We start from the raw sequence: 25,427 nt of genomic DNA, 5'->3' as shown, positions 1-25,427 counted from the left end.
TTGAGCTGATAAGCTATACTTTGAAAGTGTTCATGGATGGCAGAAATCATAATAGCATGCTTCCAGCGATGAATCAATCCGATATTGCAAAAGGGGAATACTGACAAATGCCTTACGTTGCTGATCAAAACCGATATTCCGATATGAAGTATATTCGCTCAGGAAAGAGCGGTATCAAGCTGCCGGCCATCTCACTTGGCTTATGGCAAAACTTTGGCGGCAATCAGCCGCTGGAAAATTCTCGTGCAATGATTTTAAAAGCGTTCGATCTTGGCATTAATCATTTTGACCTGGCGAACAATTACGGACCTCCCGCAGGCTCTGCTGAGGAAACGTTCGGAGCGGTGTACAAGAAGGATTTGACGCCGTACCGGGATGAGCTGCTTATTTCGACAAAAGCAGGCTATTATATGTGGGAAGGGCCGTACGGCGAATGGGGCTCCCGCAAAAATTTGCTTTCGAGCCTGGATCGGAGCTTAACACGGATGGGACTTGATTACGTCGATATTTTTTATTCGCATCGTCCAGATCCGGAAACGCCGCTTGAAGAAACGATGGGCGCGCTTGACCAAGCCGTCAGACAAGGCAAAGCATTGTATGTCGGCTTGTCTAATTATAGTGCGGAGCAGACAAGCGCAGCGCTCAAAATTTTGAAGCAGCTTGGGACGCCATGCCTCATTCATCAGCCGAATTACTCAATGCTGAATCGTTGGATCGAAGACGGCCTGCAGGAAGTGCTGAATGACAACGGCGTAGGCTCGATTGCCTATTGTCCGCTCGGAAGAGGACAGCTAACGAATAAATATGTGGATAAAATCGAAGCGGAGTCCCAAGCTTCCGCCAGCACGATGAAGCCGGAGGCGATCACCGCGGAGCGTATCCAGAAATTCCGCAGCCTTGAGGCGTTGGCAGCCAGAAGAGGACAAACCTTGTCCCAAATGGCGCTGTCGTGGGTGCTGCGTGAGGGCGGAGTCACCTCGGCGCTCATCGGCGTCAGCCGCGTCAGCCAGATCGAAGAAAATGTGAAGGCGCTTGAAGGCGCGCCGTTATCGGCTGAGGAATTAACTGAAATCGACGCGATTTTGCATCAAATCGGCGATCTTCCATGGTAAAATCGAACCCAGGCACTTATGCCTGGGTTTTTTATATGGGCAGATAGCGGCAGATTAACTTCAATGCAGGAAATGAAGTCGCAGGCGCGCTGCAAGGCAGGGATTTGCAGGAGCACGCAGGAGCAATCGCTGCTGCCGGTGAAAAATAGTTTGTTTATTGGGTCGCTGCCGCCGTTGTGCGCTTTTCCGTCATAAAATGCAAGTTTCGACCATAAGTATGGTAACGGGAGACGTTTGTTAGGTTAGGTAAAACGGGAGGAGAGGCCGCAGCGAAGGAGCATTACCTGCAGCTGGGAGGGATTGCAATGAGTATCGAATTGCTCATTCAACTACTCGTGCTTATCGTAATGATCATCGATATGGCCAACAGATCGAAGGATTCTTAACCAATGTAGAAGACAAAGCATCCGGTAGGGGTGTTTTGTCTTTTTTTTAGTGCTTCATCAGTATTACAGAAAAAGAAACGATAGCGAAGCAACGAATTACTTAAATCAGTGTAATCAAGTTTTAGAATTTACAGGAAAAGTACGTGTAACTAAAGCGAGAAAGGAAGATAAAAATGATTGAATGTCCTTGGTGCAGCAGCCAGGTTCTATTAGATCAAAATGTTTGTCCGGCTTGTAAGCACGAGGTTCTAGCCGAGCATTTGGAGCCAGCCCTTCGTGATCAGGATAACTCTCCTTTAGAATCTGAAATCGCTCTGGACGAGCTTGACACGGAAGCTATTATCGCCAAAGCGTATAAATGCCCCAAATGTAAGCATGATGAGTGTGACATAAATGAAATTGCCATGACAGGTGCGGGACTAAGTAAAGTGTTAAATATTCAATACCATCATTATTTATATGTTTCTTGCTTGCATTGCGGATTTGTTGAGATATATAATCCGAACCTATTAAAACGTATATGATTGCCCACGGAGGTGTAACTTTTGTGAAATACGAGGTTATTTTGTTTGATGCAGATGATACCTTATTTGATTATTCGCTGGCAGAGGCGCATGCGCTTAAAAGTGTGTTTCTGGAACACCAAATCGAGCTGATGCAGTCTCATGTTGAGCAGTATCGCTTGGTGAATCAGCAGCTATGGAATGATTATGAGAAAGGGAAGGTTACTCTCGATTTTTTGCGTCATGAACGATTTAGAAGGCTATTCGCGGACATCCGGGTAGACCTGAATGCGGGTTATTTCAGCGAGCGATATGTGCAGTATTTGGGGGAGGGCTCTTTCCTCATAGAAGGCTCAGAAGTACTTATTCAGCAGCTGCTAAGCTGCGGTCACCGTACAGCAATTATAACAAACGGGATCAAGCAGACGCAGCATAGCAGAATCGGCAGATCGAGCCTGGCTAATTCATTCGAGCATATTATTGTTTCCGAGGAAACCGGCTATTCAAAGCCGCATACGGGCATATTTGATTACGCTTTTAATAAGCTGAACATATCGGATAAGTCAATGGTGCTTATGGTAGGGGATTCGTTAACCTCTGATATCCAAGGCGGGATTAATTATGGCATCGATACCTGCTGGTTTAATCCGAAGAATAAAACGAATGAATCCGCGCTTAACCCTACTTATGAGATCCAGCGTTTAGAAGAACTTCTTCGGATTATATAAAAAGAACAAATAATGGAGTGACTTTATATTTTGAAAAGGACGATCATGCCTCGGATGCGGGCGACAAAAATGCTGGAAAAGCCTTGAATCATCGGCGATGAAAGGACTGGTTTATAAACAAAACCCGACTCTGCCCAAATGAAGGGCAGCAGTCGGGTTTTGTTTTAATTCTCGCCGCCGCCCCTATTCTACTACAAAAATCGCAGGAACAGGTGGAGTCATTCCCTCGCCGAGGAAATAGCTTGTATGCGGGGGCTGATTATAGGCCACGTTCTGCCAAGCGATGCCCAGACGGTAAACGGGATCATGCATTAGAGTAGGCAGTCGGTATCCGGTAACGTCCGTAGTCGTATAAATGCGCAGTGCCATACTGTCCGCTGTACGCCATACAACTTCCTCCCGCCAATCTCCGAACAAATCCGCCTGGAGGCTCGGGGTGCCTTTGGTATAATTATTCGAGAGTGTTCCGTCCGCAACTAATAGAGTCTCAGGCTGGCTGTTTACGTAATCCCACTTTTCGATCTTGCCGACGCCAGTGGCGGTTGTAGCGTTCCAATTATGGTCAAGCAGCTCGCGCTGAAGATCGCCATCCCACCAAATTCCGAAGTTGATGGAATTCGGCTGCGTAGCGCTGATCTTAACTCCGGCTGCACTGAAAAGCCCGTATCCGCCAGAAGCCCACACTTCCTCGCCCGGATAACCGGGATGGATGTCCGCTGACATTCCGCGTCCGGTATCTTTACCGGTGAACAGACCCCAAATGGTTTCCCCGGAATCGGCATCACGGTATTCCAAGCCGTATGCAGCCGTTTTTGATTCATGGACTTGGAAGAATTCCATCCCTGGCCTGCTCGGATCAAGATCCCCTAGATGCATCGCATCGCCATGTCCAAGCCCCGTGGTATACAAGCCTTTGCCGTTATTATCAATGGCACAGGCGCCGTATATGATTTCGTCTTTACCGTCGCCGTCCACGTCGGCCACACTCAGGTTGTGATTCCCTTGACCGGCGTATCCGGACAGTCCAAGGGTATTGGAATCGAAAGTCCACACTTCGGAAAGCTGACCTTCGCGCCAATTATATGCGGTAATCACCGTCCGTGTGTAGTACCCTCGGGCCATGATCAAGCTTGGGTGCTTTCCGTCCAGATAAGCGATGCCAGCCAGGAACCGGTCCACCCGGTTGCCGTAGCTGTCTCCCCAATCGCTGACATTGCCGCGCGGCGGGTTGTAAGGAATGGTCACAAGCTCCTTGCCGGTGGCCCCTTCGAATATGGTCAAGAATTCCGGTCCCGACAAGATGCGGCCGGATGAATTGCGGTAATCGGCATTTGGATCGCCGATTGCTTTGCCGGTCCCGTCAATGGTGCCGTCAGCCGTTTTGAAAGCCACTTCCGCTTTGCCGTCGCCATCCAAATCATAAACCATAAACTGCGTATAATGGGCACCTGCGCGAATATTTCGTCCCAAACTGATTCTCCACAGGAACGTTCCGTCCAGCTTGTAGGCATCCATATAGACGGGCCCGGTAGTCCCGTCCTGGGAATTATCTTTCGAATTAGACGGATCCCACTTGACGATCAATTCGTATTTGCCGTCTCCGTCCAAATCCCCGACGCTTGCATCGTTCGCGCTGTACGTGAAGGCTGAACCGTCAGAATTGATGCCGTCCGCTGGCTTCTGAAGAGGTACATCGCGAAAGGCTTGCCCCCATACGGAGGCCGGTTCCGACGGCTTTCGTTCCTTCCCGCTCCATATCGGCCTGACGGTATAGCTGGACTCTGTCGTACCTTCCGGATCAAGGAGGTTCGTGGAGGAAGTGATAGCCGTATCAGTCAATCTTACTCCATCACGGTATACATGGAAGGAAATACTAGCCGGATCCGTGCCGAGCAGCCGCCAGCTTACAAATACTCCGCTGTCCGTTTTAACAGCTGTAACACCGCGGTCCAGAAACTCCATCTGCCGTTTTCCCTCTGCTGTAGCCAATGTTAACGAACCTGATTCCGCAACCGCTTTCAATGGAGCGCTTACCGAGACGATTTGCAGCGATGCAAGCAGACACACTCCGGTAAGGGCAGCCTGCCGTTTCCACGACGCCTTCTGTTTTTTCTTCATCATCATTAAATCCTCCTCTATGGAATGCTGTCCTTATTGCGACAAGCTTAAAGTAAATTATGGAACCATCTTTCGTAAATAGGAGATATTTAAACGGTTTGAATTCTGTTGCTAACAAGAAAGTGCGAGTCGAGCAAAAAAATACTAAACCGTTATAGGCTGTCCATTCATTGCTTATTCGTGAGGTGCAAAAAGTTCTTATTGATGGAAAATACTTACTAGTATTAATTTGTTTAAAGAGATGCAGGGAGGTGAGAAGGCGTGTGCGATTTGGATTTGCCGATTAAGGCTTACGCATTGCAAAGGAGTGATTACGAATGAAAAAAAGAAAATGGATGAAAGCGTTAAGTACGCTTCTTATGACAGCTTTATTACTTGGAGGGATGCCGAATTTGCATGTGGAGGCGACAACGAGCGAGTTAAAGTATGATTTTGGCAGCGGAGGTGTGGAATCGGGTTATATTGGCGTCAGCGCTTCTGAAAGCTACAATCAGACAAAAGGTTATGGATTTAATACGCCGGAAAACATGCTGAATGTTACGGCGTCTGGTACAGGCGCGGCAAGTGATGCCGTACAATTTCTAACTTATGGAACGAAAAGCACAAACACGTTTAATGCAGATCTCCCGAGCGGACTCTACGAGATTAAAGTTACATTAGGAAATACCGCAAGAGCAAGCGTGGCGGCAGAAGGGGTTTACCAAGTCATCAATATGACAGGAAACTCCGCTACGGATAAATTTCAAATTCCGATTACTGACGGTCAATTAAATATACTTGTAACGGAAGGTAAGGCAGGGACGGCTTTTACCTTAAGCACTCTAAAGATTAGAAAGCTGTCGGATATTCCAGTCTCGAATAGAACCATTTATATAGGCGGGGATTCGACTGTATGTAACTACTATCCCTTAGACAGCAGTGTGCAGGCCGGATGGGGACAAATGTTTCGGGACTATGTTAGTGCAAAAACATTTCAAGTAAGAAATATGGCTTCAGGCGGACAGATTGCAAGGGGGTTCCGGGATGATGGACAACTGGAAGCCATACTGAAATACATTAAGCCAGGTGATTACTTTATACTGCAGTTAGGAATAAATGACACAAATCCCAAAAACAATACAACCGAAGCACAATTCAAAGAGATTATGCGCGATATGGTTCAACAAGTCAAAGCAACAGGGGCTGCTGTTGTCTTATCCACTCCGCAAGGCAGAGCAACAGACTTTAATTCAGAGGGCGTACACACGTCCGTGAACAGATGGTACCGACATGCCACGCTTGCGTTGGCGCAAGAAGAGAATGTTCCACTCGTTGACCTTAATGTTTTGAGTTCAACATACTTTTCATCAATCGGTCCGGAAGCTACAAGTGCGCTTTATATGACGGGAGATAGTTTACATCCTAATCGTCAAGGAGCAACGGAACTTGCACGAATGGTAGCTGAGGAGTTGCAAAAACAAGGCTTAGACGGTTTCCATTGATTTAAAGTCTAGCAAACTTCTACGATATCTATCAAAAAAATAATGGATGGTGATTGAGAAATGGTGTTAAAGAAAGCTCCACTTGCTAGAAAGATGCTAACCGGCGCTTTGGTCATTCCTCTGCTGCTTACCAGTATGGCCTTCACATCGGCTGCCGGTATGGAAAGGGAAAGTGGTCTTGCCAAAGGAGTTCAGCTTGAATATCTTGATCGAGGTTTGGCTGCTGCTTCTACATCAGAAGGTGTATTCCTAAGCTGGAGGCTTCTCGCTAATGAAGTGACTGGTTATTCGGAAACAGGTCTGACAGGAGCAAGCTTCAACGTATACCGTGATGGCACAAAGATTGCAACTATAGATAACAGCACAAATTACTTAGATAAAGAAGGAACCGCTGTCTTGAGTACTATGTAAGCGCTGTCGTTAAGGGGCAGGAAGTGGATCAAAGCTCTCCGGTTAAGCCTTGGGGGAATTCCTATTACGAATTGCCGCTTAAGAAGCCTGAAGACGGGATCACACCCGCAGGCGAAGCTTATACCTACTCTGCGAACGACATGAGCGTGGGCGATGTCGACGGCGACGGGCAGTATGAGTATTTTGTCAAGTGGGATCCATCCAATTCGAAGGACGTATCTCAAGTCGGGTATACCGGCAGCACCTATATTGACTGTTACGATTATGACGGAACGCTTCTATACCGTATTGATTTGGGTGTGAATATTCGATCGGGCGCTCATTATACGCAATTCATGGTGTATGATTTTGATGGAGACGGCAAAGCAGAATCTATGTTTAAGACCGCTCCAGGCACTAAAATTATAAATTATGATAAAGAAGGCAATGTCTCCTCCGAGAAATACATAACGATGCCTAAAGAGGATATCGAGGCTGGTTACAGCAATACGGATGATTACCGGATGAGCAGAGATGATTATTATGAGTATATGGTCGAGATGTTTATGGGCTGGTCTGAGCATGATGAAGTTAAGAATGGCCATTGGCCGGCAACCCTTGAAGAGAGCTTCGGGATAGAAAAGAAGTACCAATATCCGCTGTCCAGAGTAGATGCGGAGAGCTTAGTCGATTATTTCATGGATGTTTATGCTCCTGGCCGGAGCAGCCGTAACAATTTGAGGGCGTTCGAGGGCTTTATTGTGAAAGGGCCAGAATATTTAACCGTATTTAACGGCGCAACCGGCGATGAATTGGAAACGGTTCGTTATAAACCTGGGCGTGGGGACGATGGTCTCATGTGGGGCGATTATGCGATGGGAAGAATCGAGCCGGGTAATCGGGTAGACCGGTTCCTGGCCGGTGTGGCCTACCTTGACGGTGAGAAGCCTTATGCGGTTTTTGCCAGAGGGTATTACACGCGAACTACGCTGGTATCTTATAGCTGGGATGGCAAGCATCTTAAGGAACATTGGTACGTAGACAGCGGATGGGTTCCGATGACTAATCCGTTCAACGATGGTCCTCACGGCAGAGACGGGACGGATCCTGAGTTCGGCTCCATCACTACGCAAGGCGCCCATTCCCTAAGCGCAGCGGATGTTGACGGCGACGGCAAGCAAGAAATTGTTTACGGATCTGCTGCGATTGATCATGACGGCACTTTATTATACAGCTCGACGGATGTCATGCCTCCGCAGAGCGCAGCTCCAGGAACCACAGCCAGACTAGGGCATGGCGACGCGCTTCATGTGACGGATATCGATCCGGACAGGCCCGGGCAGGAAATCTTTATGGTGCACGAAGGCGGCGTTTGGGCTCCATACGGCTACTCCTTACGTGATGCAAAAACAGGGGAAGTCATCTATGGCGGCTATACCGGCAAAGATACAGGGCGCGGCATCGTTGGCGATGTTGATCCTAATCACAATGGTCTTGAAACATGGGCGGTTGGCTTGTGGACGGCGGCTGGAGAAAAAATCGGTACGACTGCGCCCGGTACAAATATGAATATCAAGTGGTCAGCGGATATGACGACGCAGATTGTGAACGGCGCTATTGATGCCACGCCAACGATTGAAGATTGGAAGAAAGGAACACTTCTAACAGCAGAAGGGACTAGGACAAACAACTATACGAAGGGAACGCCAGGTCGGTAGCGGATATTCTCGGTGACTGGAGAGAAGAAATGCTAGTTAGAACAACAGACAGCTCAGCTATTCGTATTTATCTCAGCACAGAGGTAACAGACCGCAAGTTATATACGTTAATGCATGACGCTCAGTACAGAGCAGAGGTTGCAAGGCAGAACACTGCGTATAATCAACCTGCATATACAAGTTTTTATTTTGCTTCCGACACCGATTGGGCAAATGTTCCGATACCGGATATCCAAACTCCGGGTGCGTTGTCAGCGATGGAGAAGCTTATGGAAGATTATATAGCTTCGGGTGAGTTGACGGGGCCTTTAGTGCCGCAGTTGAACAACACATTAAAGCAGGCCATACATCATCAAGAGAAAGACTCCGTGAAGGATGCGGTCAAGTCTATGGAGAAATTTATTTTCCAGCTCGAAAATAATTCGAATCAGAACGCGGTTTCCACACGGGCAAAGAAGAACTTGACCTATCGCGCTCAATTATTAATTGAGATGTTGCAATAGTAGAATGAGCAGGAACGGGCAGGACGCTACGTCGGTTTGCCCGTTTTGTTGTGAGGTAGGATCGAGCAACGAAATGCAGAACCTCATAATTGGTATGAACCTATAGGACACTATTGGTGGAACTAGCCACGGATACTACTACGAATACACGCGGCAGACTATCATTTTTCTTAGCCGGTTATCATATATGAATTATTCCGGGAATAATTATAAAAGATTGTGAGTTGCTCAGCGGTATGAGTGGAGGTGGCAATAATAAAACCGGGTGTATTTCTCAATTATGTCTTCAGTCGTATGTCATTTGAGGAAGCGCTGGATTTTGCCAAAATCAACGGATTAGAAGCCATTGAACTGGCTACGGGGAATTATGCTGGAGTCGGGCCGGTAGATCCGCTTGAACTATGGAGTAATGAAGGAAAGCGAAAAGCTCTGCTGCGTGCTGTTGAATCGCGCAGCTTAATCATCAGTTCTTGCAGTGCGCATGGCAATCCCCTTCACCCTAATAAGAGTCATGCCCGTCTGCATCATGAAACTTTTATGAGAACGATTGATCTTGCTTATATGCTCGGTGTTGGAGTTGTTACCGGCTTTTCAGGATGTCCCGGAGATTCTGACAACGCGATATATCCGAATTTTCCGATCAACGCATTCCTGGAAGATAGCATTAAACTATTCAACTGGCAGTGGGAGGCCAAAGTAATCCCATATTGGCTGGAAGTAGGACGCTACGCTGCCGCCCGCGGTGTAAAAATAGCAATTGAACCGTTTGTGGGTATGTCCGTATATTCCCCATATACTCTTCTTAAATTGCGGTATGCGGTGGGTGAAGTCATTGGTGTCAATCTCGATCCCAGCCAGTTGTTCTGGCAAGGCATCGATCCGGTGGAAGCTGTTAAAATTCTCGGTTATCACGGAGCAATCTTTCATTGCAGCGGTAAAGATACACAGTTGTTCCCAAATAATATCAATATGTATAGTGTTTTGGATATGCAGCCATTTAACAAAGTGGGTACTCGTTCATGGATATTTCGAACGATCGGATACGGTCATGATGCGAAGATGTGGGCCGATTTCGTGACTGCGTTGAAATTGTCAGGCTACAATCATGTCATCAGCATCGAACATGAGGATGAATTGATTGAAGGGTTGGAAGGCGTCTCAAAAGCAGCGAAACTGTTGAGGGAAGTTATCATCCGTTAATGCACGAGATGAGGTAAGGAGAGTATGAAAGAGAATGCTTTAGAAAAGGCATTCTCTTTCATAAATTGAGTACGAACCCGTCGTTGAAATCCTGGACAACAATCCGTCAATTAAGCTCCCATTCCTGCAGCAGCATAATAGCCGCGCCGGCGGTAACCGCATCCTCTGTCAGCTGTCCTTGCGTAAATTTCGGTTCATATTGCGGAGAATAATAAATATTGCTGCGGGCGACCTGTATGACCGTTTCATAAATGGACTTGTGTACATTGACGAGCGGACCGCCTAAAATAACAGCCTCGGGATGCAAAATGTTGATTAGATTCGCAATTCCAATGCCTAGGTAGGTTGCCGTTTGCAAAAATTGCTCCGTTACAAAAGCATCCTTCTGTATAAAAGCTTTCCGCAGAGCGTCAAATTGAATTTGCTCCGGCGGTATGCCTTTTAATGAACTTTCCCTACCCAGCTTCAGCTGGGAGCGAATCTTCTTCTCTAGCGCAGGAATGGAGGCAAATGCTTCAAGCGCACCGTAGTTGCCCTCATCGCCGAGCCGCGGACCGTCTGTCTGAATGATCATTTGCCCGAAGGAGCCTTCCATGTCCACGGCACCTCTCACAATTTGGCCGCCCGACATCATCGAGGTCCGTAAGCCAACGCCGGCATGTACATAAAGCATATGCTTCACTTCTTCATTTCGCAGCGCCCAATGCTCGCCAATAATAGCTGTATTCGCTCCATTATCGAGCATAGCCGGCAGTCCTAGCCTCTCCTCCAGCCAGTCACAGATCGGTACATTGCTCCAGCCTTCCGCCGGAAAATAGCGAGGCTTCAGCATAATTCCTTGTTCGCTGCTCAGCGGACCGACTGCACCGATTCCGATTCCTATCACTTTCTCGCGTTCAATCTGACATTCACTCATCATGTGCTCTGCGCGCTGCGTTATTTTGGTTAGCAGCCTCTCCGGCGTCATTCGTTCATCCATCTTCCATCTCTCGAACGCTAGGGGCCTTAGGTTTAAATCGTATAGTCCGATAGAGGAGGAGAAACGTGATATTTCCAAACCGAATACGGCGCGATGGGAGGGATTCACACAATAAAGGATCGGCTTTCGACCGCCGGTAGACCGGCCCAGTTCAGAAGCAAGGATTAAATCGTCAGTTTGCAACTCCTCGAGAAGTCTTGATAAGCTGGTGCTTGTTATCTTTAGGCGTTCCATTAAGGCAGCTTTGGATACTAAACCATTGCGGATAATAAAATCAAAAACTTGTTTTTTGATTGTCGGCTTCTTCAAGTTCATCATAAAATCTCCAATTGTCCAAGTAATTTTATCGGATATAAACCAATCTCTATTATATGCTGTAGTTGGAAGCGTGACTAGATGCTTGCAATAAATAAGTTGGACAGTTCAATAAATCAAGAATATGACGATATAAGGCGCTGAACCGGTACGGCCAGCAAGTTTGCTAAAATTCGACAATATAATCGGTTGTCTCAACGTGAATTAAGCTCTATAATAACGCTATGGAGCAAATTATCGATAATCTGAAACGGATGGGAGGTAAATAGCGCTCACTCTTTATATGAATGATGGCAACGCTTTCTTTTTTTGATCTGTATTATCGATAATCGATAATATGAAATGGAGATGTGAGTGCGATGAATGGTAACATGCCTATTTCACCAGTTAACTCGATAAGCGAGCATGTATATACCAATTTAAAGAAAGAAATTCTTGCAGGCGATTTGCAGCCGGGCGCACGCTTACTCGTACTTGAAATCGCCAAAAAATTCAATATAAGCCAGGCGCCTGTTCGCGAAGCGCTGGAGAGACTGAAGTCAGCCGGCTTTATTACAAGCATTCCGAACAAGGGGTCAGTCGTCTCCAACATTACGTCCAAGGAAATTAAAGATATTTTCGAGCTAAGGGAAATTATTGAGGGCTTTGCGGTCCGGCAGTCGATGCTGCATTTAACCGAAAGTGATTTTAGCTATTTAGAAGGAATTACCCGGCAAATGCATCTTGCTCATGAGCAAAATGATATTTTGAACATATTGGAGCTTGATATGGAGTTCCACGGCTTCTTTTATAGACGCTGCGATAATCATATGATCCTTGAGATGTGGAATCGTATGCGGATCAAAGTAATGCGGTTTATGGCCATCTCCAATCGCCATTACACAACGGATGGGCTCGCTGATTGGCATCTCCGTCTCGTTGAAGTGCTGCGCTCCGGCGATGCGGACCTGGCGGAACAAACGTTCATCGAACATATGCACTCTTACAAAATGATTCATCTTGGTTAATGTCATGCATCTCGTAAGTCATCCTTACAAAAGGGGAAATGGAGCATGCTGCAAGAGGGTTTATTGTTTAAAGAGGATGTCATCCTTACTTGGATGAGAGATCGTTTTTTGCGAAATTTGGTGTCGGATAGCGGTGCCGCGAAGTCGGATCTAAAGGAAGGCCTGGCTCGGCTGCAGCTAAATCCGTATTACACCTTTCCTGCTTTGGCTCTGCTTACGCCGACCGCTCATTTTGACGACGAGCATGAAAAAATCCTTTACTTAGAGCAAATGCGGGATTACTTGCAGAAAAATATATCAGATGGCAGCGTCGTATTCGTTGATGAGGAGGGCAGAGTCGGCCTGCTCTTCTCATGGGTGTCGAAGGCTTCGATCGAAACGATTCAGGCAATGCTAAAAGAGCAGTTTCAGCAGCCGTTCAATATCGGAGTAGGGAAGCCATGCAGCCATTTGTACGATATCGTCCATTCCTACCGGCAGGCTTCGCGCGCGCTGCAGTTTAAATTTTACCGTGGAACGGGCAAGATTATTTATTACAGCGAGCTTGGAAGGTATGAAACGCTGCAGCACTATCCTTCAGATAAGGAGAAGGAGCTGTTCGACGCTTATAAAGCAGCGGAGACGACTGCTGAGATTGAAGATTGCGTTCTGCTTTTTTACGGCGAGATGCTTCGAAAGGGGCCGCTTGATACGCAGAGCGTATACGATTTGACGGTTAGGCTGCTCGTCGGAATCGAAAAGCGGGTGCTTGCGGAGGCAGAGAATGTAAGCGCATACGAACGATTCGACGTTATGTCGATTGTAAAGCTTGAGACGCTGGAGGAAATCAAGCATTATGTCATTCACTTTCTGATCGGGCTTAAGGATGTGCTCTCGCACAGCCAGAAGGAGAGCCACCGCAGCATCATCAAAAAAACGATCCATCACATGGAGCAGGAATGCCAATTTGCCTCTCTGCAGAGCGTCGCTCAGAAGGTGTATATGACGCCGACCTATTTGAGCCTCTTATTCAAAATGAACACCGGAAAAACATTTATCGAGCATTTAACCGATATTCGCATTGATAAAGCGAAGGACATGCTGAAGAGCACCCATTTCAAAAATTATGAGGTCGCGGAAAAGGTCGGGTATCAGGACCCGCGATATTTTAGCCAAATCTTTAAGAAGAAGGTCGGATTGTCGCCCAGTGAATACCGGGAATCCGTCGGTAAATAGAATATCAATCTATTAAAGAAGGACTCTATCGGCAGGTCGTCTGCCAGCGAGAGTCCTTTTTGCGATAATCTTGATCCATACACGATGCTGCTAGCTCACTGCGAAAGTAAGCCATTGCCGTCATTTGACGGCAACGGCTCTTTTTTATAGACGAACATCGCTTTGAGGACCGTTTCGTTCCGTATTGCGCGCATTCTCAAGTTCGGCTTCCCACGTAAGATGACGGTATTCTTCCGCTGCGGCATCATTTTCGAACCAATTTAAGAAATCCGTCCAGAGCGCTACGTCCCAAGCCGCATCGATTTGTGCAGTCGAATATACGCTGTCGCGCAGTCTAACGAATCCGAACACATCGCGTACTTGCGATTTCTCCGCTTGAACGACGGTCAGCTCCGCAAGGTGAGGAGGGATGAAGATGACACCGGAAGGTGTACCGAGCACAACATCGCCGGGCATGCAAATGGCTTTGCCTATGCGCGTCGGCACGTTCATGCCTACCATCGTTACATCCGCAATGGCGGTAGGGTCGCTGCCACGATAGAACACATTGATGTTTTCGATTTCTACCACCTGCTGATTATCGCGGATACCGCCCCAGATAACCGCTCCGCCGCGCTTTGTGCGGGTGGAGATTGCCGTCGATAAATTTCCGCCTACATAGGTGCCGAGATGCACTTTATCGAACATGTCCACAACTGCGACATCATCCTCGACCAGAGCATCGATGACCCATTGATTGAAGAAGCCTTTGCGATCCTCCTGCTCGTGACCGTATTTAAGCAGAGTATCATGCAGATCGGGCCGCTTAGGTACCATCACGGCCGTTACGGCGCGGCCGACCATCACTTTATCCGGATGGATGATTTTGAAATCGCCTTCGAATTGAAAGGCATAGCCTCTGTTCCATAGAGGGCCCCATGCTTCTTCCAAAGTAATTTTACGCATGCGGCGAAGTACATCCTCAGACACTTTAGGGCGGCCATTGGGAAAGCGTTCTCCCTCCCAGTGCGGCGTAAGCTGAATCATATCTTCCGGATTATCAAATTTCATGTGAGCACCTCTTTCGCATTTGTGTTTTGCAGGCTGGCTTGACTCGGTTTCTAAGTCTTATTGTTAGGGACATCCCAATATTTGTCGATGCGACTTTCTTAAGGCGTTTTTGCGGAAATCTATGAATTTTTCACACTATATAAAATCAAACAATTTCATAATTTCTTCTCCTTCAATCATGTAACCGCTTTCGATTACAGTTAGGGAACATTATCCACGAAGGGGGAGGAGATTATTGGGGTGAAAGCGGAAACGGTGTCTATCACAGGATTGAAAAGCAAGCTGGCAAAGCCTGCGTTAAAGCAAAAAGGGGCTAATCATTTAGCAGGTTACGTTTTTATATCTCCATGGCTGATCGGTTTTTTACTACTGACGCTTTGGCCAATCGCACAATCATTTTATTTGTCATTCACCGACTATTCTTTATTAGAGGATCCGGTTTGGACGGGGACGGACAACTATACGAAAATATTCACAAGCGATGCCACCTTCACGAAGTCGCTCAGCGTCACGTTTATGTTTGTCCTGGTTTCCGTTCCGCTCAAGCTGTTTTTCTCGTTAATGGTTGCTTTGGCTCTGAGCAAGAGCATCCGGGGCATGAACATTTACCGTACGGCTATCTATTTTCCATCCTTGATCGGAGGGAGCATAGCGGTTGCGGCGCTTTGGCGCAATATGTTTGGAATCGACGGCTATATCAACCAGGTGCTGGCCTGGTTCGGGATTGAAGGAGTAGGGTGGATCTCCAATCCGGATACGTCGCTCGGTACGCTGATTTTGCTCAATACGTGGCAATTCGGCTCTACGATGGTTATTTTTCTGGCAGGGTTAAAACAGGTGCCGCAGGAACTCTATGAATCGGCATCCGTAGACGGAGCGGGCAAGGTGAGGAAGTTCATCAGCATTACGCTTCCTATGCTCTCGCCGGTCATGTTTTTTAATCTTGTGCTGGGAATTATCGGTTCATTCCAAACGTTCACGTCTGCTTTCATCATCACGAAGGGCGGACCGATTAATTCGACCTACATGTATGCGATGTTTCTATACGAGAAAGCGTTCAAGCATTATCAGATGGGCTATGCGTCGGCGCTTGCTTGGATATTGCTCTCAATCGTAGCAATCCTTACGGTCATTAACTTCATGGCTTCGAAATATTGGGTGTTTTACGAGTCGGATGGGGGGAAAACGAAATGAATTCGCTGCGTTCAAAGCTGTCGAGCCATTTGTATTTGTCGCTTTTCTCCTTTCTGATGCTGTATCCCGTCATCTGGTGGGCTGGAGCATCCTTGAAAAAGACGGAGGAGCTTAGCCTGCCGACCATTTGGCCGTCAACGCCCATGTGGAGCAATTACTGGGATGGCTGGCACTTCTCAGCCGAATATACGTTTGCCCATTTTTTCGGCAACACGCTGCTCATGGAGCTGGGCAATGTCCTCGGCGGCGTTGCCACGGCAGCAATCGTCGCTTACGGATTTGGAAGATTGCACTTTAAGCTGCGCGGTTTCTGGTTCTCCATCCTGCTCCTGACGATGATGCTTCCCGGACAGGTAACGGTCGTCCCGCAGTACATATTGTTTAATAAGCTCGGGTTTGTCGATAGCTACGTACCGTTAGTGCTTCCGCATTTTTTTGGCGGGGGAGCCTTCTTTATCTTCTTGCTCGTGCAATTCATCCGCGGCATTCCGAAGGATCTCGATGAGGCTGCAACGATAGACGGCGCGAGCGTTTACGGTATCTTTTTACGCGTGATATTGCCTTTGCTAAAGCCTGCGCTTGTAACGGTTGCAATCTTCACGTTCATCTGGAGCTGGGATGATTTCTTCGCTCAGGTGCTTTATTTAAGCTCCGTCGATAAATTTACTGTCGGCCTCGCGCTGCGTATGTTCATTGATCAGTTCGACATTCAGTGGGGGCAATTGCTTGCCATGTCTTTACTGTCGATCTTTCCTTCGGTCATTATCTTTTTCCTTGCACAGAAGCACTTTGTCGAAGGAATAGCTACTACAGGCTTAAAAGGGTAACGGCTTCACATTTTACTGACATAAAAGGGGATGTGTGGGAATGAACAACGGATGGTCGAAGAGCTTCGGATTGCTAATGCTGGCACTGCTGCTTGTGTTGACCGCATGCAGCGGAGGCGGAGGCGGCAATAACGGCAAGCAAACGAATGATGCGGCGAACAACACTGCTAAGCCGGACAATAATGGCGGTAAGGAAGCGGGAAGCGCTACTACGCTGAGCATTATGTGGTGGGGCCCGGATGCACGTCACGAGGCGACGAAGAAAGCGCTGGAGATTTATTCGCAGCAAAATGCAAACGTGACGTTTAAGCCGGAATTTATGGCATGGGATGCGTTCTGGCAAAAGCTTCCGACACTTGCCGCGTCGAAATCGATTACGGACGTGCTGCAAATGGATGCTGCCTACATTCAAGAATATGTGTCACGCGGGCAGCTGGAGGATCTCTCCGATATCGATCTAAGCGGCATCGTCGATCCGTCGGTCATCGAGAACTTGAAAATTGACGGAAAGCTCTATGGTATCCCGCTCAGCCAAAATGCGCAGGGAATCGCTTTCAACAAAGCCGAGCTGGAGCAATACGGCATTCCTCTGCCGCATAAGGATTGGACTTACGATGAGTTTTTTGAGTGGGCAAGGGATGCAAGGGCCAAGCTTCCGGAAGGGAAGTATCCAATCGGCGATACAACGACATGGGACAGCTTCAACTACTATCAGACGTCGATGGGCAAAGCTCCGGTTATGTCCGATGGCGGCAAAACGTTCACGCTCGACAAAGAGTTGTTTATGACCTTCTATCAGACGTATGAGGAGTTCCGTAAAGCAAAAATTGTACCTCCAGCTGAGAAAGCAGCCGCATTCCTGGAAAATGACCCGCAAGCCGATCCTATGGCATCCGGAGTCGTCATGACAAGAGGCGCGACAACCGGTTCCGTAAGCGCATTAGAGCAGTTAATGCCAGGAAAAGTAGGCGTCGTGAATCTGCCTGTAGGACCGGCTGGCGGCGGCTGGGCGCAATCAACGATCTTTTTGAGCGTCAGCGCCAATTCCAAAAATAAAGAAGAAGCGAAAAAATTCGTGAAATGGTTTATTACCGATAATGAAGCCGGTAAGGCGCTTGGCTTAACGCGCGGCATTCCGATTAATCCTGAAATTTATAGTGCGCTTGAGCCTACACTTGAGGCGAAGGATAAGCTGGGCAAGGAAATTTATGACCTGTCGCTGGATAAGGCTTTGCCGTTCTACCCGCCTGCAGCAGGGTTCTCGGAATGGGTCGATACGTATAAGAAGGAGATGGAGGCTGTTACGTTCGGCCAGCAATCCATCGAAGACGCCTTTAACAAGATAGAAAAAATGGGTAAGGAGCTTGCAGCTAAAGCAGGCGGCCAATAAACGAATTAGAGAGAGGTGTACTTAAATGCAGCTTGCAGAATTTTTCTCGTCTCAACCAAACCGGCTTTGGCATTTGGCCAAGCAGCTCGATGTGAATCATGCAGTTGGAGGATTACCTTGGGAGGAAAAGCAGGAGAAGCCATGGGATCTGATGCCGCTTATCCGTATGAAACAGAGATATGCCGATTCTGGGCTGGAGCTGGCGGTTATTGAATCGATGCCGCCTAGCAATGAGATTAAGCTTGGAACCGCCGGACGGGATGCCGAAATAGAAGTGTTTCAACAATTCATCAGAAATATGGGGGCAGCCGGCATTCCCGTTCTCTGCTATAACTTTATGGCACAGTTCAATTGGTTCCGGACCTCTACGACAACGCGGGCACGCGGCGGAGCGCTAGTCTCCAGCTACGATCATAGCCTGATGAAGGATGCTCCAATGACGGAAGCTGGGATCGTGAGCGAGGAGCAGCTATGGGAAAATCTCCAATACTTTATGGAGCGCATCGTTCCGGTAGCGGAGCAGGCGAGGGTGAAGCTGGCGCTTCATCCCGATGATCCTCCGATAACGCCGATCAGGGGCGTATCGCGAATTTTGACCAGCGCAGCAGCCTTGCAGCGGGCGATAGACTTAGTTCCGAGCAAGTATAACGGCATTACGCTATGCCAAGGTACATTGGCTACAGCTGGAGAAGACATTCCAAGCGTTATCCGGCATTTTGCCAAGCAGGATAAACTGTTTTTCGTACATTTCCGCGATGTAAACGGAACGCCGGAGAAGTTTGAGGAAACTTTCCATGATAACGGTAAAACGAATATGCTCGAGGCGATGCACACGTACTACGAGGTAGGCTTTAGCGGACCGGCCAGACCGGATCATGTGCCGACTATGGAAGGCGAGGACAACGCGAATCCAGGCTATGAGCTGTTGGGCCGTTTATATGGAATCGGTTATATTCGCGGCTTAATGGAAGCAGCCGCGGCTGCCCGGCTGGTGAGTGGATCTAAGGTAAGTGCCGGTATTTAAGCAGCAGGTAGTGAAGGATTGCCCAATAAGGGTACGCCCGTTTACGTTCACAACATAATTTGCAAAAGGACCTTCAAATCCACTTTAGCAGTGGAGCTGAAGGTTCTTTTTATGACCGAAGGGGACAAGAGCATACATTCATTACGTATAATTATGCTCTGTAAGGTATTATTGTTGATACTCAGCATGATTATGGCGTGTGCAACCAAATAGATAACATGCTGTCTGGATAGATGTATCAAATTTCATGATAGGAATGTAACTAGACGAGATTTTTTGATACATTTGTTCATACTCTTTATAAATCCGCCACTTGAACTTCACCGACAAACTAGAAGAAAATATTTTGAAGCATCTTCTATGTTTCCAAGATGATAATTAGCAACCGCTAAATTATTATAAGCAGTCTTGGTAGGATGGATAGAAATTGATTTTAGCAAAATCTTTTTTGCGCAGTTCCACTTTTCTTGCCTAATATAAATTTCACCTAATAAACTATATGGAAAATGTGAAGAAGAATTCATATTTATAGCTTCTTCTACTAAACCAAGAGCTTTTGTGTCATCATATTCTTCATAACAATATATCCAAGCAAGATTAGTTAAAGATTGTACATTTCTTGATTCATCTACTGCTTTTTGAAATAACTTTACTGCTTCTTCATATTTATTTTTTTCAAGAAAATCAATAGCTTTTTGATTGATATTCAATTATTTTCTCCTCTTATTTACAGTGTATATTTAAAGTTCAAAGAATGGCAGCCTTAGCTTATCATAGCTTACATCAAAACAATTATCTCAATTTAAAGAATACGTCCAGGTGTACATTTTTTGCTTTAGACGAGAGGAGATCAAGAGTTGGACATGCAATTTATTTACGAAGATGAAACACTGGCGCTAACCGTTGTACAAGCGATCCACAGTGGCGATATCACGTTGCTGAAGCAACTGCTTGCCAATAACCCGGGCTTGGCCGCGGCAAGAATTGTCAGAAGAGACCATATGAACAAAAGTGAAAGTTGCGGAATGTCCCGATCACTGTTGCATGTGGTGACCGACTGGCCTGGTCACTTTCCTAACGGTGCGGCTACTGTGGGTACGTTAGTCAAGTTCGGCGCGGAGGTGAATGCTCGTTTCACTGGTTCGCACACCGAGACACCGCTTCATTGGGCTTCGAGCTGCGATGACATTGAAGTGCTTGACGCGCTACTTGATGCTGGCGCCGATATCGAAGCATCAGGTGCAGTGATCGCCGGTGGGACACCGCTTGACGATGCAGTGGCGTTCGCACAGTGGCGGGCGGCGCATAGGTTGGTTAAACGTGGAGCTCAGATCGCACTCTGGCATGCGGCAGCGCTAGGACAGATGGATGCAATTGAAGCCTACTTCGCGGGTGCCGCACTTTCGGAGCGATACCCTTGGGGAGCAAGCTGCTCTTCACCCCCGGACACGATTACCGTCGCCTTCTGGTGCGCTTGCCACGGTGGACAGCGGCACTCTGCAGAGTACCTTCTAAACCGTGATGCTGAAATGAACTGGATATCGGTTTGGGATGGATTGACCCCACTAGACGCAGCGCAACGAAGTTCCGCTGCTGATCTGGTTCAGTGGCTGCGCAGTCAAGGCGCCAAAGCTGCCAATGAACTGGGAAGGAGGCCATGAAATCGCAACGCAAAAAGCGAAACGCAGGTTCACGTTCCGCTTTTGAACTGCTTATGTTATGTCGAGGTTCACGTTCCGCTCTTGGAGTGTATACGCTATACCTAGGTCAGCTCCAAAGCCGATCGTTGGAGTGGTAATGATTCCAGTTGTCTGTCGACTCCCACAGACCTGGAATTTGCGGATGGAGATGCTGAGCCAGCACTTCATCATTCAAATCGTCAATGCCGAGTCCGGGTGCATCGGTCATGTGGATAAAGCCCTTCTGAACGAGCTTCTCCGGAAGCTTGCTGCTGATGATGATATCATCCCACCAAGGGACTTCGCATGAGTGATACTCAAGCGCCATGAAATTCTCCGTAGCTGCGGCGACATGGGCGGCTGCGAGGCAAGCGATCGGGCTTTCCGCCATATGAATCGCCATGGCAACACCGTATTCCTGCGCCATATCACCGATTTTTTTCGTTTCCAAAATACCGCCGGTCGTCAGCACGTCAGGATGGATAACGGATACGCCGCCAGCCTGGAGAAGAGGGCGGAAGTTTTCCTTCAAATAAATATCCTCGCCCGTACATATCGGGGTGGCGACCGCACGCGACAGCTTGGCATATTGCTCAGTGTACTGCCACGGCAGCATATCCTCCATCCAGGCAAGATTGAATTTATCGACGCGTCGTCCAAGCTTAATGCAGTCCTCAAGGCCGATATGTCCGAAATGGTCGACTGCAAGCGGAACCTCGTAGCCGATAACCGCACGCACATCCGCAACGTATTGCTCAAGCATATCCAGCCCTTTTTCAGTTACATGAATCGCTGTGAAAGGATGGGGGATGTTGTAAATATCAAAATGTTGGTTGCGTATATCACGAATTTCTTCCTCCGTTAGCGTATCTGTCTTCGCTTGATAACGATTTTTCGATTTACTGCGCATTTCCTCCAAAAAACCGAGCGGGGCGCTTAACGTGCCGGGCTCGTTAATAATTTGACCAATGCCGAGATCCATTTTCAGAAAGGTGAAGCCTTCCTCCATACGCTTCTTAAGCGCTAAGCCCATGGCCGTGCCCGTATCCTTGCCGACTACCTCGGTATCGCAGTACATCCGGATTTTTTCACGGAATTTGCCGCCCAACATTTGATAGATAGGGACACCATAAGCCTTTCCTGCCAAATCCCATAATGCGATTTCGAGCCCGCTGACACCGCCGCCTTGCCGGGCATGACCGCCAAACTGCTTGATGCGGCGAAACAGCTTGTCGATATTGCAAGGATTTTCACCTAATAGCCGACCCTTCAACATTTGGGCATACACCTTATCCGCGCCGTCACGCACCTCGCCAAATCCGACCAGTCCTTGGTTGGTGTATACCTTAATTAGACTGCTATGAAACGGACCGCCAACAATATCGGTAAACCGAATATCGGTAATGCGAAGCGTAGAAGGGCTGGAAAAAGTGCTGACATGGGCAATCGTTTCTTCGTAGGACTGGCTATTAGACATGGAATATCACTCCTTGATTTTTATTGTTTTGCGTTTATATTCAACTGCTCCGGATTAGAGCAGCATGCTGCCGCCGTCAAGCCTGATGGAAGAGCCCGTCATGAACTCGCTCTCATCCGATGCGAGATAACAAACGAGCTGAGCTACATCGAGAGGACGGCCGACTCGGCCAAGCGGGAATTTGTCGCGAATAGAGCGGGTCGTTTTTTTGTTTTTCCGGGTATCTTCAGCGGTCATAATTGGCCTGGATTCCCTGGCGCTCTGTTTGCCGACATCAACAGCGCCAGGCTCGATCGTATTGACGGTAATGCCATATTGGGCGAGCTCAATTGCGCTTTCTCTGCCAAGCATACGGATGCCGCCCTTGGTCATGGAATAGACGACGTCGAAGTCGGTTGGCCGTTTACTATGAACAGAAGAAATATTTATGATGCGGCCGGATTGTTTCTGCTTCATGTAAGGGACTACGGCCTGAATGCATTGCCAATAGCCCTTCAGGTTGATGCTCATCATGCGATCGAATGAGGATTCGTCATAGTCGAAGAAATCATAGTTGAGCTGCAGGGCCGCATTATTAACGAGGATGTCAATGCCTCCGTATTGATCCGCGACTGTTCCGACCATCTGATCAATTTCCTGCTTATGCGCGACATTAGCCTGTACGATCATGGCGTCACCGCCGAAGTCATCAATTTGCTGCTTCGTATGAAGCGCCCCGGCATCGCTCTGATTGTAATGAATCGCGACCAGGACACCACGGCGCGCGAGCTCGACGGCTACACCCTTGCCAATACCCGTTCCGGCGCCGGTTACTAAAGCGATTTTGCCTCCAATACTCATGCTACACCTCCATAACGGCGGTTAAGGTCGTTTCATTTTGAAATTCATATAGTGCAGCAGAAAACCCCCGTCAAGCCTAATATCCGATCCGTTTATGCAGCGCGCTTCGTCCGAAGCGAGGAACAGGACAAGCTCGGCAAGATCTTCATTTCTGCCTAAAACAGCGTTTGGAACCTTATATTCATATTCGTTATATAACGTGGAGATCGTACTTTGAAAAAGTTGATCGTCGCCGTCCATCGGACCTAATTCAATCGTATTCACGCTGACACCGAACCGGCCCAGCACGAGGGCGGCCTCCTTCGAGAGCATTTTGACCGCGCCTTTGGAGAGGCTGTAGGTGAAGGCGGAGCCTGTCGGCTTCTCGGCGTGAATGGAGGAGACATAGATAATTTTTCCGGCCTGCTTCTCCCGCATCTGCTTGCCTACCGCCTGCGTGCAAATAAAAGCGGATTTCGCATTTACAGCTAAGCTTTGCAAAAAAAGCTCTTCTTCACCGTGTTCGACCGTGCTTGGGTAGACAGCTTTATTGTTATGTATGAGCACATCAACCTTACCTAGCTGCTGCTCCGCAAATTGAAGCATGTCTGCAACCACGGCGCTTTTGCAAAGATCAATATTGACAACGATTGCTTGTAAGCCTGCCTCACGGATAAGAGCTAACTCCCGAGTGAGCTCCACGCCTCCTGAATAACTATTCAATATAAAATGAGCGCCATTTTGAGACAACCGACTTAATACAGCTTTGCCGCTGCTGCTATCCGAATCCGTAATAAAGACAATTTTATTTTGCAGATTCATAGATCCCCTCCATAAAAGCAGACGTTGGTTGATGAAAGCCCTTGCAGCTAATTTTAGTAAGTTTGACCCTCGCATGGCGATGCCGTAAAGTTATGATTTTGTTTGTTTTTTTTCAAACCGTCATATTGACTCATAAGCCTATCATTTTAAAATATTAAAAGATTTGCGCATATGGTACTATAAATGGAGCGAAGCGGTCATTATGGGCGCGAGCTCTATTCAATCCGGCAAGTGAAGCAAGCCTGCTGAAAAGTCATACACCATAAGCCAGCTATTTAGATCGTAACGGATTCTATTGAAAAAGAGGAGCGAATGACGATGAAGGTATTGTTTATTGGTGGAACGGGTTTGATAAGCGAAGCAGTGTCCAAGCTTGCAATCGCAAGAGGAATTGAGCTCTATCTATTTAACAGAGGGAAGCGGGACGGCTTTGTACCTGAAGGCGCAAAGGTAATAACTGGCGATATCCGCGATGCCCAATCTGCGGCTGCGGCGCTCGAAGGCCATATTTTCGACGTTGTTGTCGATTGGATAGCTTTTACGCCAGAGCATGTCAGCGTTGACATCGAGCTGTTTCGCGGACGCACGAAGCAATACATATTTATAAGCTCGGCCTCTGCATACCAGAAGCCGCCAAAGCACTATATTATAACGGAGGAAGCAACGCCGCTCGAAAATCGCTACTGGCAATACTCGCGCGATAAGATTGCATGCGAGCAGCTGCTAGAGGAGCAGGCGGAAGCGGGGTTTCCTGTCACGATTGTTAGACCATCCTTTACATACGGTGACACGATGATCCCGGCCGCACTCAACAGCTGGCCGCACCCTTGGTCGCTGATCGCTAGAATGCGCGCGGGACGTCCAATTATTGTACATGGTGACGGTTCATCGCTCTGGACGATGACGCACAATACCGATTTCGCCAAAGGGTTTGTCGGGTTGCTCGGACGAGAAGAAGCGATTGGGCAAGCCTATCATATTACCTCGGATGAAGTATTAACCTGGAATCAAATTTATGAAGCGATCGGCGCTGCAGCCGGCGTGGAGCCGAAGCTCGTACATATTTCAAGCGATTTTCTCGCAGCGCACGACCCTGAGCTTGAAGGCGGCTTGCTGGGCGATAAATCAGTTACAAGTGTGTTTGATAACAGCAAGATCAAGAGCTTAGTTCCCGAATTCGAAGCAACCCTATCGTTTGCGGAAGGCATTAAACGTACGGTCGCTTGGTTTGAAGCGCATCCTGAGCGCTGCAGCGTGGACGAGGCTTGGAACGAGCAGATGGACTCAATCATTGCTGCCCATGCGGCTGGCTTTAAAAAATAAATTTATTAATCAAAAAAAGCTCTTATTCTCCAGGGAATAGGAGCTTTTTTGTGTCTAAATATGCACTCCGCAGGCTTGACTATAACCATGAGGATTTAGTTTAAAATTTTCTCATAATTAGCTTTTGCACGGAAATCCGTATAAAAACTCGTCTTTTGGAGGAGACA

21 protein-coding genes and 1 pseudogene are annotated in these 25,427 nt (G+C 47.7%); 15 read left to right on the top strand and 7 right to left on the bottom strand.

Going from position 1 to position 25,427, the window contains the following annotated elements:
• Window positions 1-107: 107 nt before the first annotated feature.
• The 4 genes from AC0YNZ_RS05395 (at window position 108) to AC0YNZ_RS05380 (ending at window position 2,729) form a co-directional block, all read left to right on the top strand.
• Window positions 108-1,112 (top strand): aldo/keto reductase, encoded by a 1,005-nt coding sequence (locus tag AC0YNZ_RS05395; protein ID WP_475825657.1) that lies wholly within the window; start codon window positions 108-110, stop codon window positions 1,110-1,112.
• Window positions 1,113-1,175: 63 nt separating this feature from the next.
• Window positions 1,176-1,307, top strand: coding sequence for a hypothetical protein (locus tag AC0YNZ_RS05390; protein WP_475825656.1), 132 nt, complete (start codon window positions 1,176-1,178; stop codon window positions 1,305-1,307).
• Window positions 1,308-1,671: 364 nt separating this feature from the next.
• The gene (locus AC0YNZ_RS05385) at window positions 1,672-2,022 is read left to right on the top strand and encodes a zinc ribbon domain-containing protein (RefSeq protein ID WP_475825655.1); all 351 of its coding nucleotides are present in this window, start codon (window positions 1,672-1,674) and stop codon (window positions 2,020-2,022) included.
• Window positions 2,023-2,045: 23 nt separating this feature from the next.
• Window positions 2,046-2,729, top strand: a complete 684-nt coding sequence (locus AC0YNZ_RS05380) for a YjjG family noncanonical pyrimidine nucleotidase (protein WP_475825654.1) — start codon at window positions 2,046-2,048, stop codon at window positions 2,727-2,729.
• 183 nt (window positions 2,730-2,912) lie between these two features.
• Here AC0YNZ_RS05380 and AC0YNZ_RS05375 read toward each other — a convergent pair whose 3' ends face one another.
• Window positions 2,913-4,847 (bottom strand): rhamnogalacturonan lyase, encoded by a 1,935-nt coding sequence (locus AC0YNZ_RS05375; protein WP_475826146.1) that lies wholly within the window; start codon window positions 4,845-4,847, stop codon window positions 2,913-2,915.
• A 317-nt stretch (window positions 4,848-5,164) separates the two neighbouring features.
• Here AC0YNZ_RS05375 and AC0YNZ_RS05370 point away from each other — a divergent pair, with 317 nt between their 5' ends.
• The 3 genes and pseudogenes from AC0YNZ_RS05370 (at window position 5,165) to AC0YNZ_RS05360 (ending at window position 10,139) form a co-directional block, all read left to right on the top strand.
• Window positions 5,165-6,328 (top strand): rhamnogalacturonan acetylesterase, encoded by a 1,164-nt coding sequence (locus AC0YNZ_RS05370; protein ID WP_475825653.1) that lies wholly within the window; start codon window positions 5,165-5,167, stop codon window positions 6,326-6,328.
• A 60-nt stretch (window positions 6,329-6,388) separates the two neighbouring features.
• Window positions 6,389-8,939 (top strand): annotated as a pseudogene (locus tag AC0YNZ_RS05365) (rhamnogalacturonan lyase).
• 255 nt (window positions 8,940-9,194) lie between these two features.
• Window positions 9,195-10,139, top strand: coding sequence for a sugar phosphate isomerase/epimerase family protein (locus AC0YNZ_RS05360; RefSeq protein ID WP_475826145.1), 945 nt, complete (start codon window positions 9,195-9,197; stop codon window positions 10,137-10,139).
• 106 nt (window positions 10,140-10,245) lie between these two features.
• Here AC0YNZ_RS05360 and AC0YNZ_RS05355 read toward each other — a convergent pair whose 3' ends face one another.
• Window positions 10,246-11,436, bottom strand: a complete 1,191-nt coding sequence (locus tag AC0YNZ_RS05355) for an ROK family transcriptional regulator (RefSeq protein ID WP_475825652.1) — start codon at window positions 11,434-11,436, stop codon at window positions 10,246-10,248.
• A gap of 356 nt (window positions 11,437-11,792) precedes the next feature.
• Between AC0YNZ_RS05355 and AC0YNZ_RS05350 the strand changes: the two genes are divergently transcribed.
• Window positions 11,793-12,440 carry a GntR family transcriptional regulator gene (locus tag AC0YNZ_RS05350; protein WP_475825651.1) on the top strand — a complete coding sequence of 216 codons (648 nt, stop codon included), beginning with the start codon at window positions 11,793-11,795 and terminating at the stop codon, window positions 12,438-12,440.
• A 45-nt stretch (window positions 12,441-12,485) separates the two neighbouring features.
• A complete protein-coding gene (locus AC0YNZ_RS05345; protein ID WP_475825650.1) occupies window positions 12,486-13,655 on the top strand; it encodes a helix-turn-helix domain-containing protein in 1,170 nt (389 codons plus the stop codon).
• Between the two features lie 144 nt (window positions 13,656-13,799).
• On the opposite strand, the gene AC0YNZ_RS05340 is transcribed toward AC0YNZ_RS05345, so the two are convergent.
• On the bottom strand, window positions 13,800-14,705 hold the full coding sequence (locus AC0YNZ_RS05340) for an RraA family protein (RefSeq protein WP_475825649.1): 906 nt from the start codon (window positions 14,703-14,705) through the stop codon (window positions 13,800-13,802).
• A gap of 261 nt (window positions 14,706-14,966) precedes the next feature.
• On the opposite strand from AC0YNZ_RS05340, the gene AC0YNZ_RS05335 reads away from it, so the two are divergent.
• Genes AC0YNZ_RS05335 through AC0YNZ_RS05320 form a run of 4 tightly spaced genes read left to right on the top strand, consistent with a single transcriptional unit; the run spans window position 14,967 to window position 19,140 of the window.
• The gene (locus AC0YNZ_RS05335; protein WP_475826144.1) at window positions 14,967-15,899 is read left to right on the top strand and encodes a carbohydrate ABC transporter permease; all 933 of its coding nucleotides are present in this window, start codon (window positions 14,967-14,969) and stop codon (window positions 15,897-15,899) included.
• On the top strand, window positions 15,896-16,726 hold the full coding sequence (locus AC0YNZ_RS05330) for a carbohydrate ABC transporter permease (RefSeq protein WP_475825648.1): 831 nt from the start codon (window positions 15,896-15,898) through the stop codon (window positions 16,724-16,726). The genes AC0YNZ_RS05335 and AC0YNZ_RS05330 overlap by 4 nt, the downstream gene beginning before the upstream one ends.
• A 40-nt stretch (window positions 16,727-16,766) precedes the next feature.
• Window positions 16,767-18,116 carry an ABC transporter substrate-binding protein gene (locus tag AC0YNZ_RS05325; protein ID WP_475825647.1) on the top strand — a complete coding sequence of 450 codons (1,350 nt, stop codon included), beginning with the start codon at window positions 16,767-16,769 and terminating at the stop codon, window positions 18,114-18,116.
• A 25-nt stretch (window positions 18,117-18,141) separates the two neighbouring features.
• Window positions 18,142-19,140 (top strand): mannonate dehydratase, encoded by a 999-nt coding sequence (locus AC0YNZ_RS05320; RefSeq protein ID WP_475825646.1) that lies wholly within the window; start codon window positions 18,142-18,144, stop codon window positions 19,138-19,140.
• 320 nt (window positions 19,141-19,460) lie between these two features.
• Here the strand turns inward: AC0YNZ_RS05320 and AC0YNZ_RS05315 are convergent, their stop codons facing one another.
• On the bottom strand, window positions 19,461-19,850 hold the full coding sequence (locus tag AC0YNZ_RS05315) for a tetratricopeptide repeat protein (protein ID WP_475825645.1): 390 nt from the start codon (window positions 19,848-19,850) through the stop codon (window positions 19,461-19,463).
• Window positions 19,851-20,003: 153 nt separating this feature from the next.
• On the opposite strand from AC0YNZ_RS05315, the gene AC0YNZ_RS05310 reads away from it, so the two are divergent.
• A complete protein-coding gene (locus AC0YNZ_RS05310) occupies window positions 20,004-20,801 on the top strand; it encodes an ankyrin repeat domain-containing protein (protein WP_475826143.1) in 798 nt (265 codons plus the stop codon).
• 106 nt (window positions 20,802-20,907) lie between these two features.
• Here the strand turns inward: AC0YNZ_RS05310 and AC0YNZ_RS05305 are convergent, their stop codons facing one another.
• From AC0YNZ_RS05305 to AC0YNZ_RS05295, 3 genes are read right to left on the bottom strand one after another with little or no spacing between them, the layout of a single operon-like run.
• On the bottom strand, window positions 20,908-22,296 hold the full coding sequence (locus tag AC0YNZ_RS05305) for a mandelate racemase/muconate lactonizing enzyme family protein (RefSeq protein ID WP_475825644.1): 1,389 nt from the start codon (window positions 22,294-22,296) through the stop codon (window positions 20,908-20,910).
• A gap of 54 nt (window positions 22,297-22,350) precedes the next feature.
• Complete coding sequence (locus tag AC0YNZ_RS05300; RefSeq protein ID WP_475825643.1) at window positions 22,351-23,136, bottom strand: SDR family NAD(P)-dependent oxidoreductase; 786 nt, start codon at window positions 23,134-23,136, stop codon at window positions 22,351-22,353.
• Window positions 23,137-23,157: 21 nt separating this feature from the next.
• Window positions 23,158-23,937: an SDR family NAD(P)-dependent oxidoreductase gene (locus AC0YNZ_RS05295; protein WP_475825642.1), complete on the bottom strand. Its 780-nt coding sequence runs from the start codon at window positions 23,935-23,937 to the stop codon at window positions 23,158-23,160.
• A 318-nt stretch (window positions 23,938-24,255) separates the two neighbouring features.
• Between AC0YNZ_RS05295 and AC0YNZ_RS05290 the strand changes: the two genes are divergently transcribed.
• On the top strand, window positions 24,256-25,260 hold the full coding sequence (locus AC0YNZ_RS05290; protein ID WP_475825641.1) for an SDR family oxidoreductase: 1,005 nt from the start codon (window positions 24,256-24,258) through the stop codon (window positions 25,258-25,260).
• The last annotated feature ends 167 nt before the right edge of the window (window positions 25,261-25,427 follow it).

Source organism: Paenibacillus sp. J2L1-98, from assembly GCF_056269405.1.
Note: the sequence above shows the minus strand (reverse complement) of the source record. Positions and strands in the feature narration are given on the sequence as shown.

Bases quoted from the DNA above. Each gene is read 5' to 3' on its own strand.
- AC0YNZ_RS05395 (WP_475825657.1), top strand. From the start codon at position 108: ATGCCTTACGTTGCTGATCAAAACCGATATTCCGATATGAAGTATATT.
- AC0YNZ_RS05390 (WP_475825656.1), top strand. From the start codon at position 1,176: ATGCAGGAAATGAAGTCGCAGGCGCGCTGCAAGGCAGGGATTTGCAGG.
- AC0YNZ_RS05385 (WP_475825655.1), top strand. From the start codon at position 1,672: ATGATTGAATGTCCTTGGTGCAGCAGCCAGGTTCTATTAGATCAAAAT.
- AC0YNZ_RS05375 (WP_475826146.1), bottom strand. From the start codon at position 4,847: ATGAAGAAAAAACAGAAGGCGTCGTGGAAACGGCAGGCTGCCCTTACC.
- AC0YNZ_RS05370 (WP_475825653.1), top strand. From the start codon at position 5,165: ATGAAAAAAAGAAAATGGATGAAAGCGTTAAGTACGCTTCTTATGACA.
- AC0YNZ_RS05355 (WP_475825652.1), bottom strand. From the start codon at position 11,436: ATGATGAACTTGAAGAAGCCGACAATCAAAAAACAAGTTTTTGATTTT.
- AC0YNZ_RS05350 (WP_475825651.1), top strand. From the start codon at position 11,793: ATGAATGGTAACATGCCTATTTCACCAGTTAACTCGATAAGCGAGCAT.
- AC0YNZ_RS05345 (WP_475825650.1), top strand. From the start codon at position 12,486: ATGCTGCAAGAGGGTTTATTGTTTAAAGAGGATGTCATCCTTACTTGG.
- AC0YNZ_RS05340 (WP_475825649.1), bottom strand. From the start codon at position 14,705: ATGAAATTTGATAATCCGGAAGATATGATTCAGCTTACGCCGCACTGG.
- AC0YNZ_RS05330 (WP_475825648.1), top strand. From the start codon at position 15,896: ATGAATTCGCTGCGTTCAAAGCTGTCGAGCCATTTGTATTTGTCGCTT.
- AC0YNZ_RS05325 (WP_475825647.1), top strand. From the start codon at position 16,767: ATGAACAACGGATGGTCGAAGAGCTTCGGATTGCTAATGCTGGCACTG.
- AC0YNZ_RS05320 (WP_475825646.1), top strand. From the start codon at position 18,142: ATGCAGCTTGCAGAATTTTTCTCGTCTCAACCAAACCGGCTTTGGCAT.
- AC0YNZ_RS05310 (WP_475826143.1), top strand. From the start codon at position 20,004: ATGCAATTTATTTACGAAGATGAAACACTGGCGCTAACCGTTGTACAA.
- AC0YNZ_RS05305 (WP_475825644.1), bottom strand. From the start codon at position 22,296: ATGTCTAATAGCCAGTCCTACGAAGAAACGATTGCCCATGTCAGCACT.
- AC0YNZ_RS05300 (WP_475825643.1), bottom strand. From the start codon at position 23,136: ATGAGTATTGGAGGCAAAATCGCTTTAGTAACCGGCGCCGGAACGGGT.
- AC0YNZ_RS05295 (WP_475825642.1), bottom strand. From the start codon at position 23,937: ATGAATCTGCAAAATAAAATTGTCTTTATTACGGATTCGGATAGCAGC.
- AC0YNZ_RS05290 (WP_475825641.1), top strand. From the start codon at position 24,256: ATGAAGGTATTGTTTATTGGTGGAACGGGTTTGATAAGCGAAGCAGTG.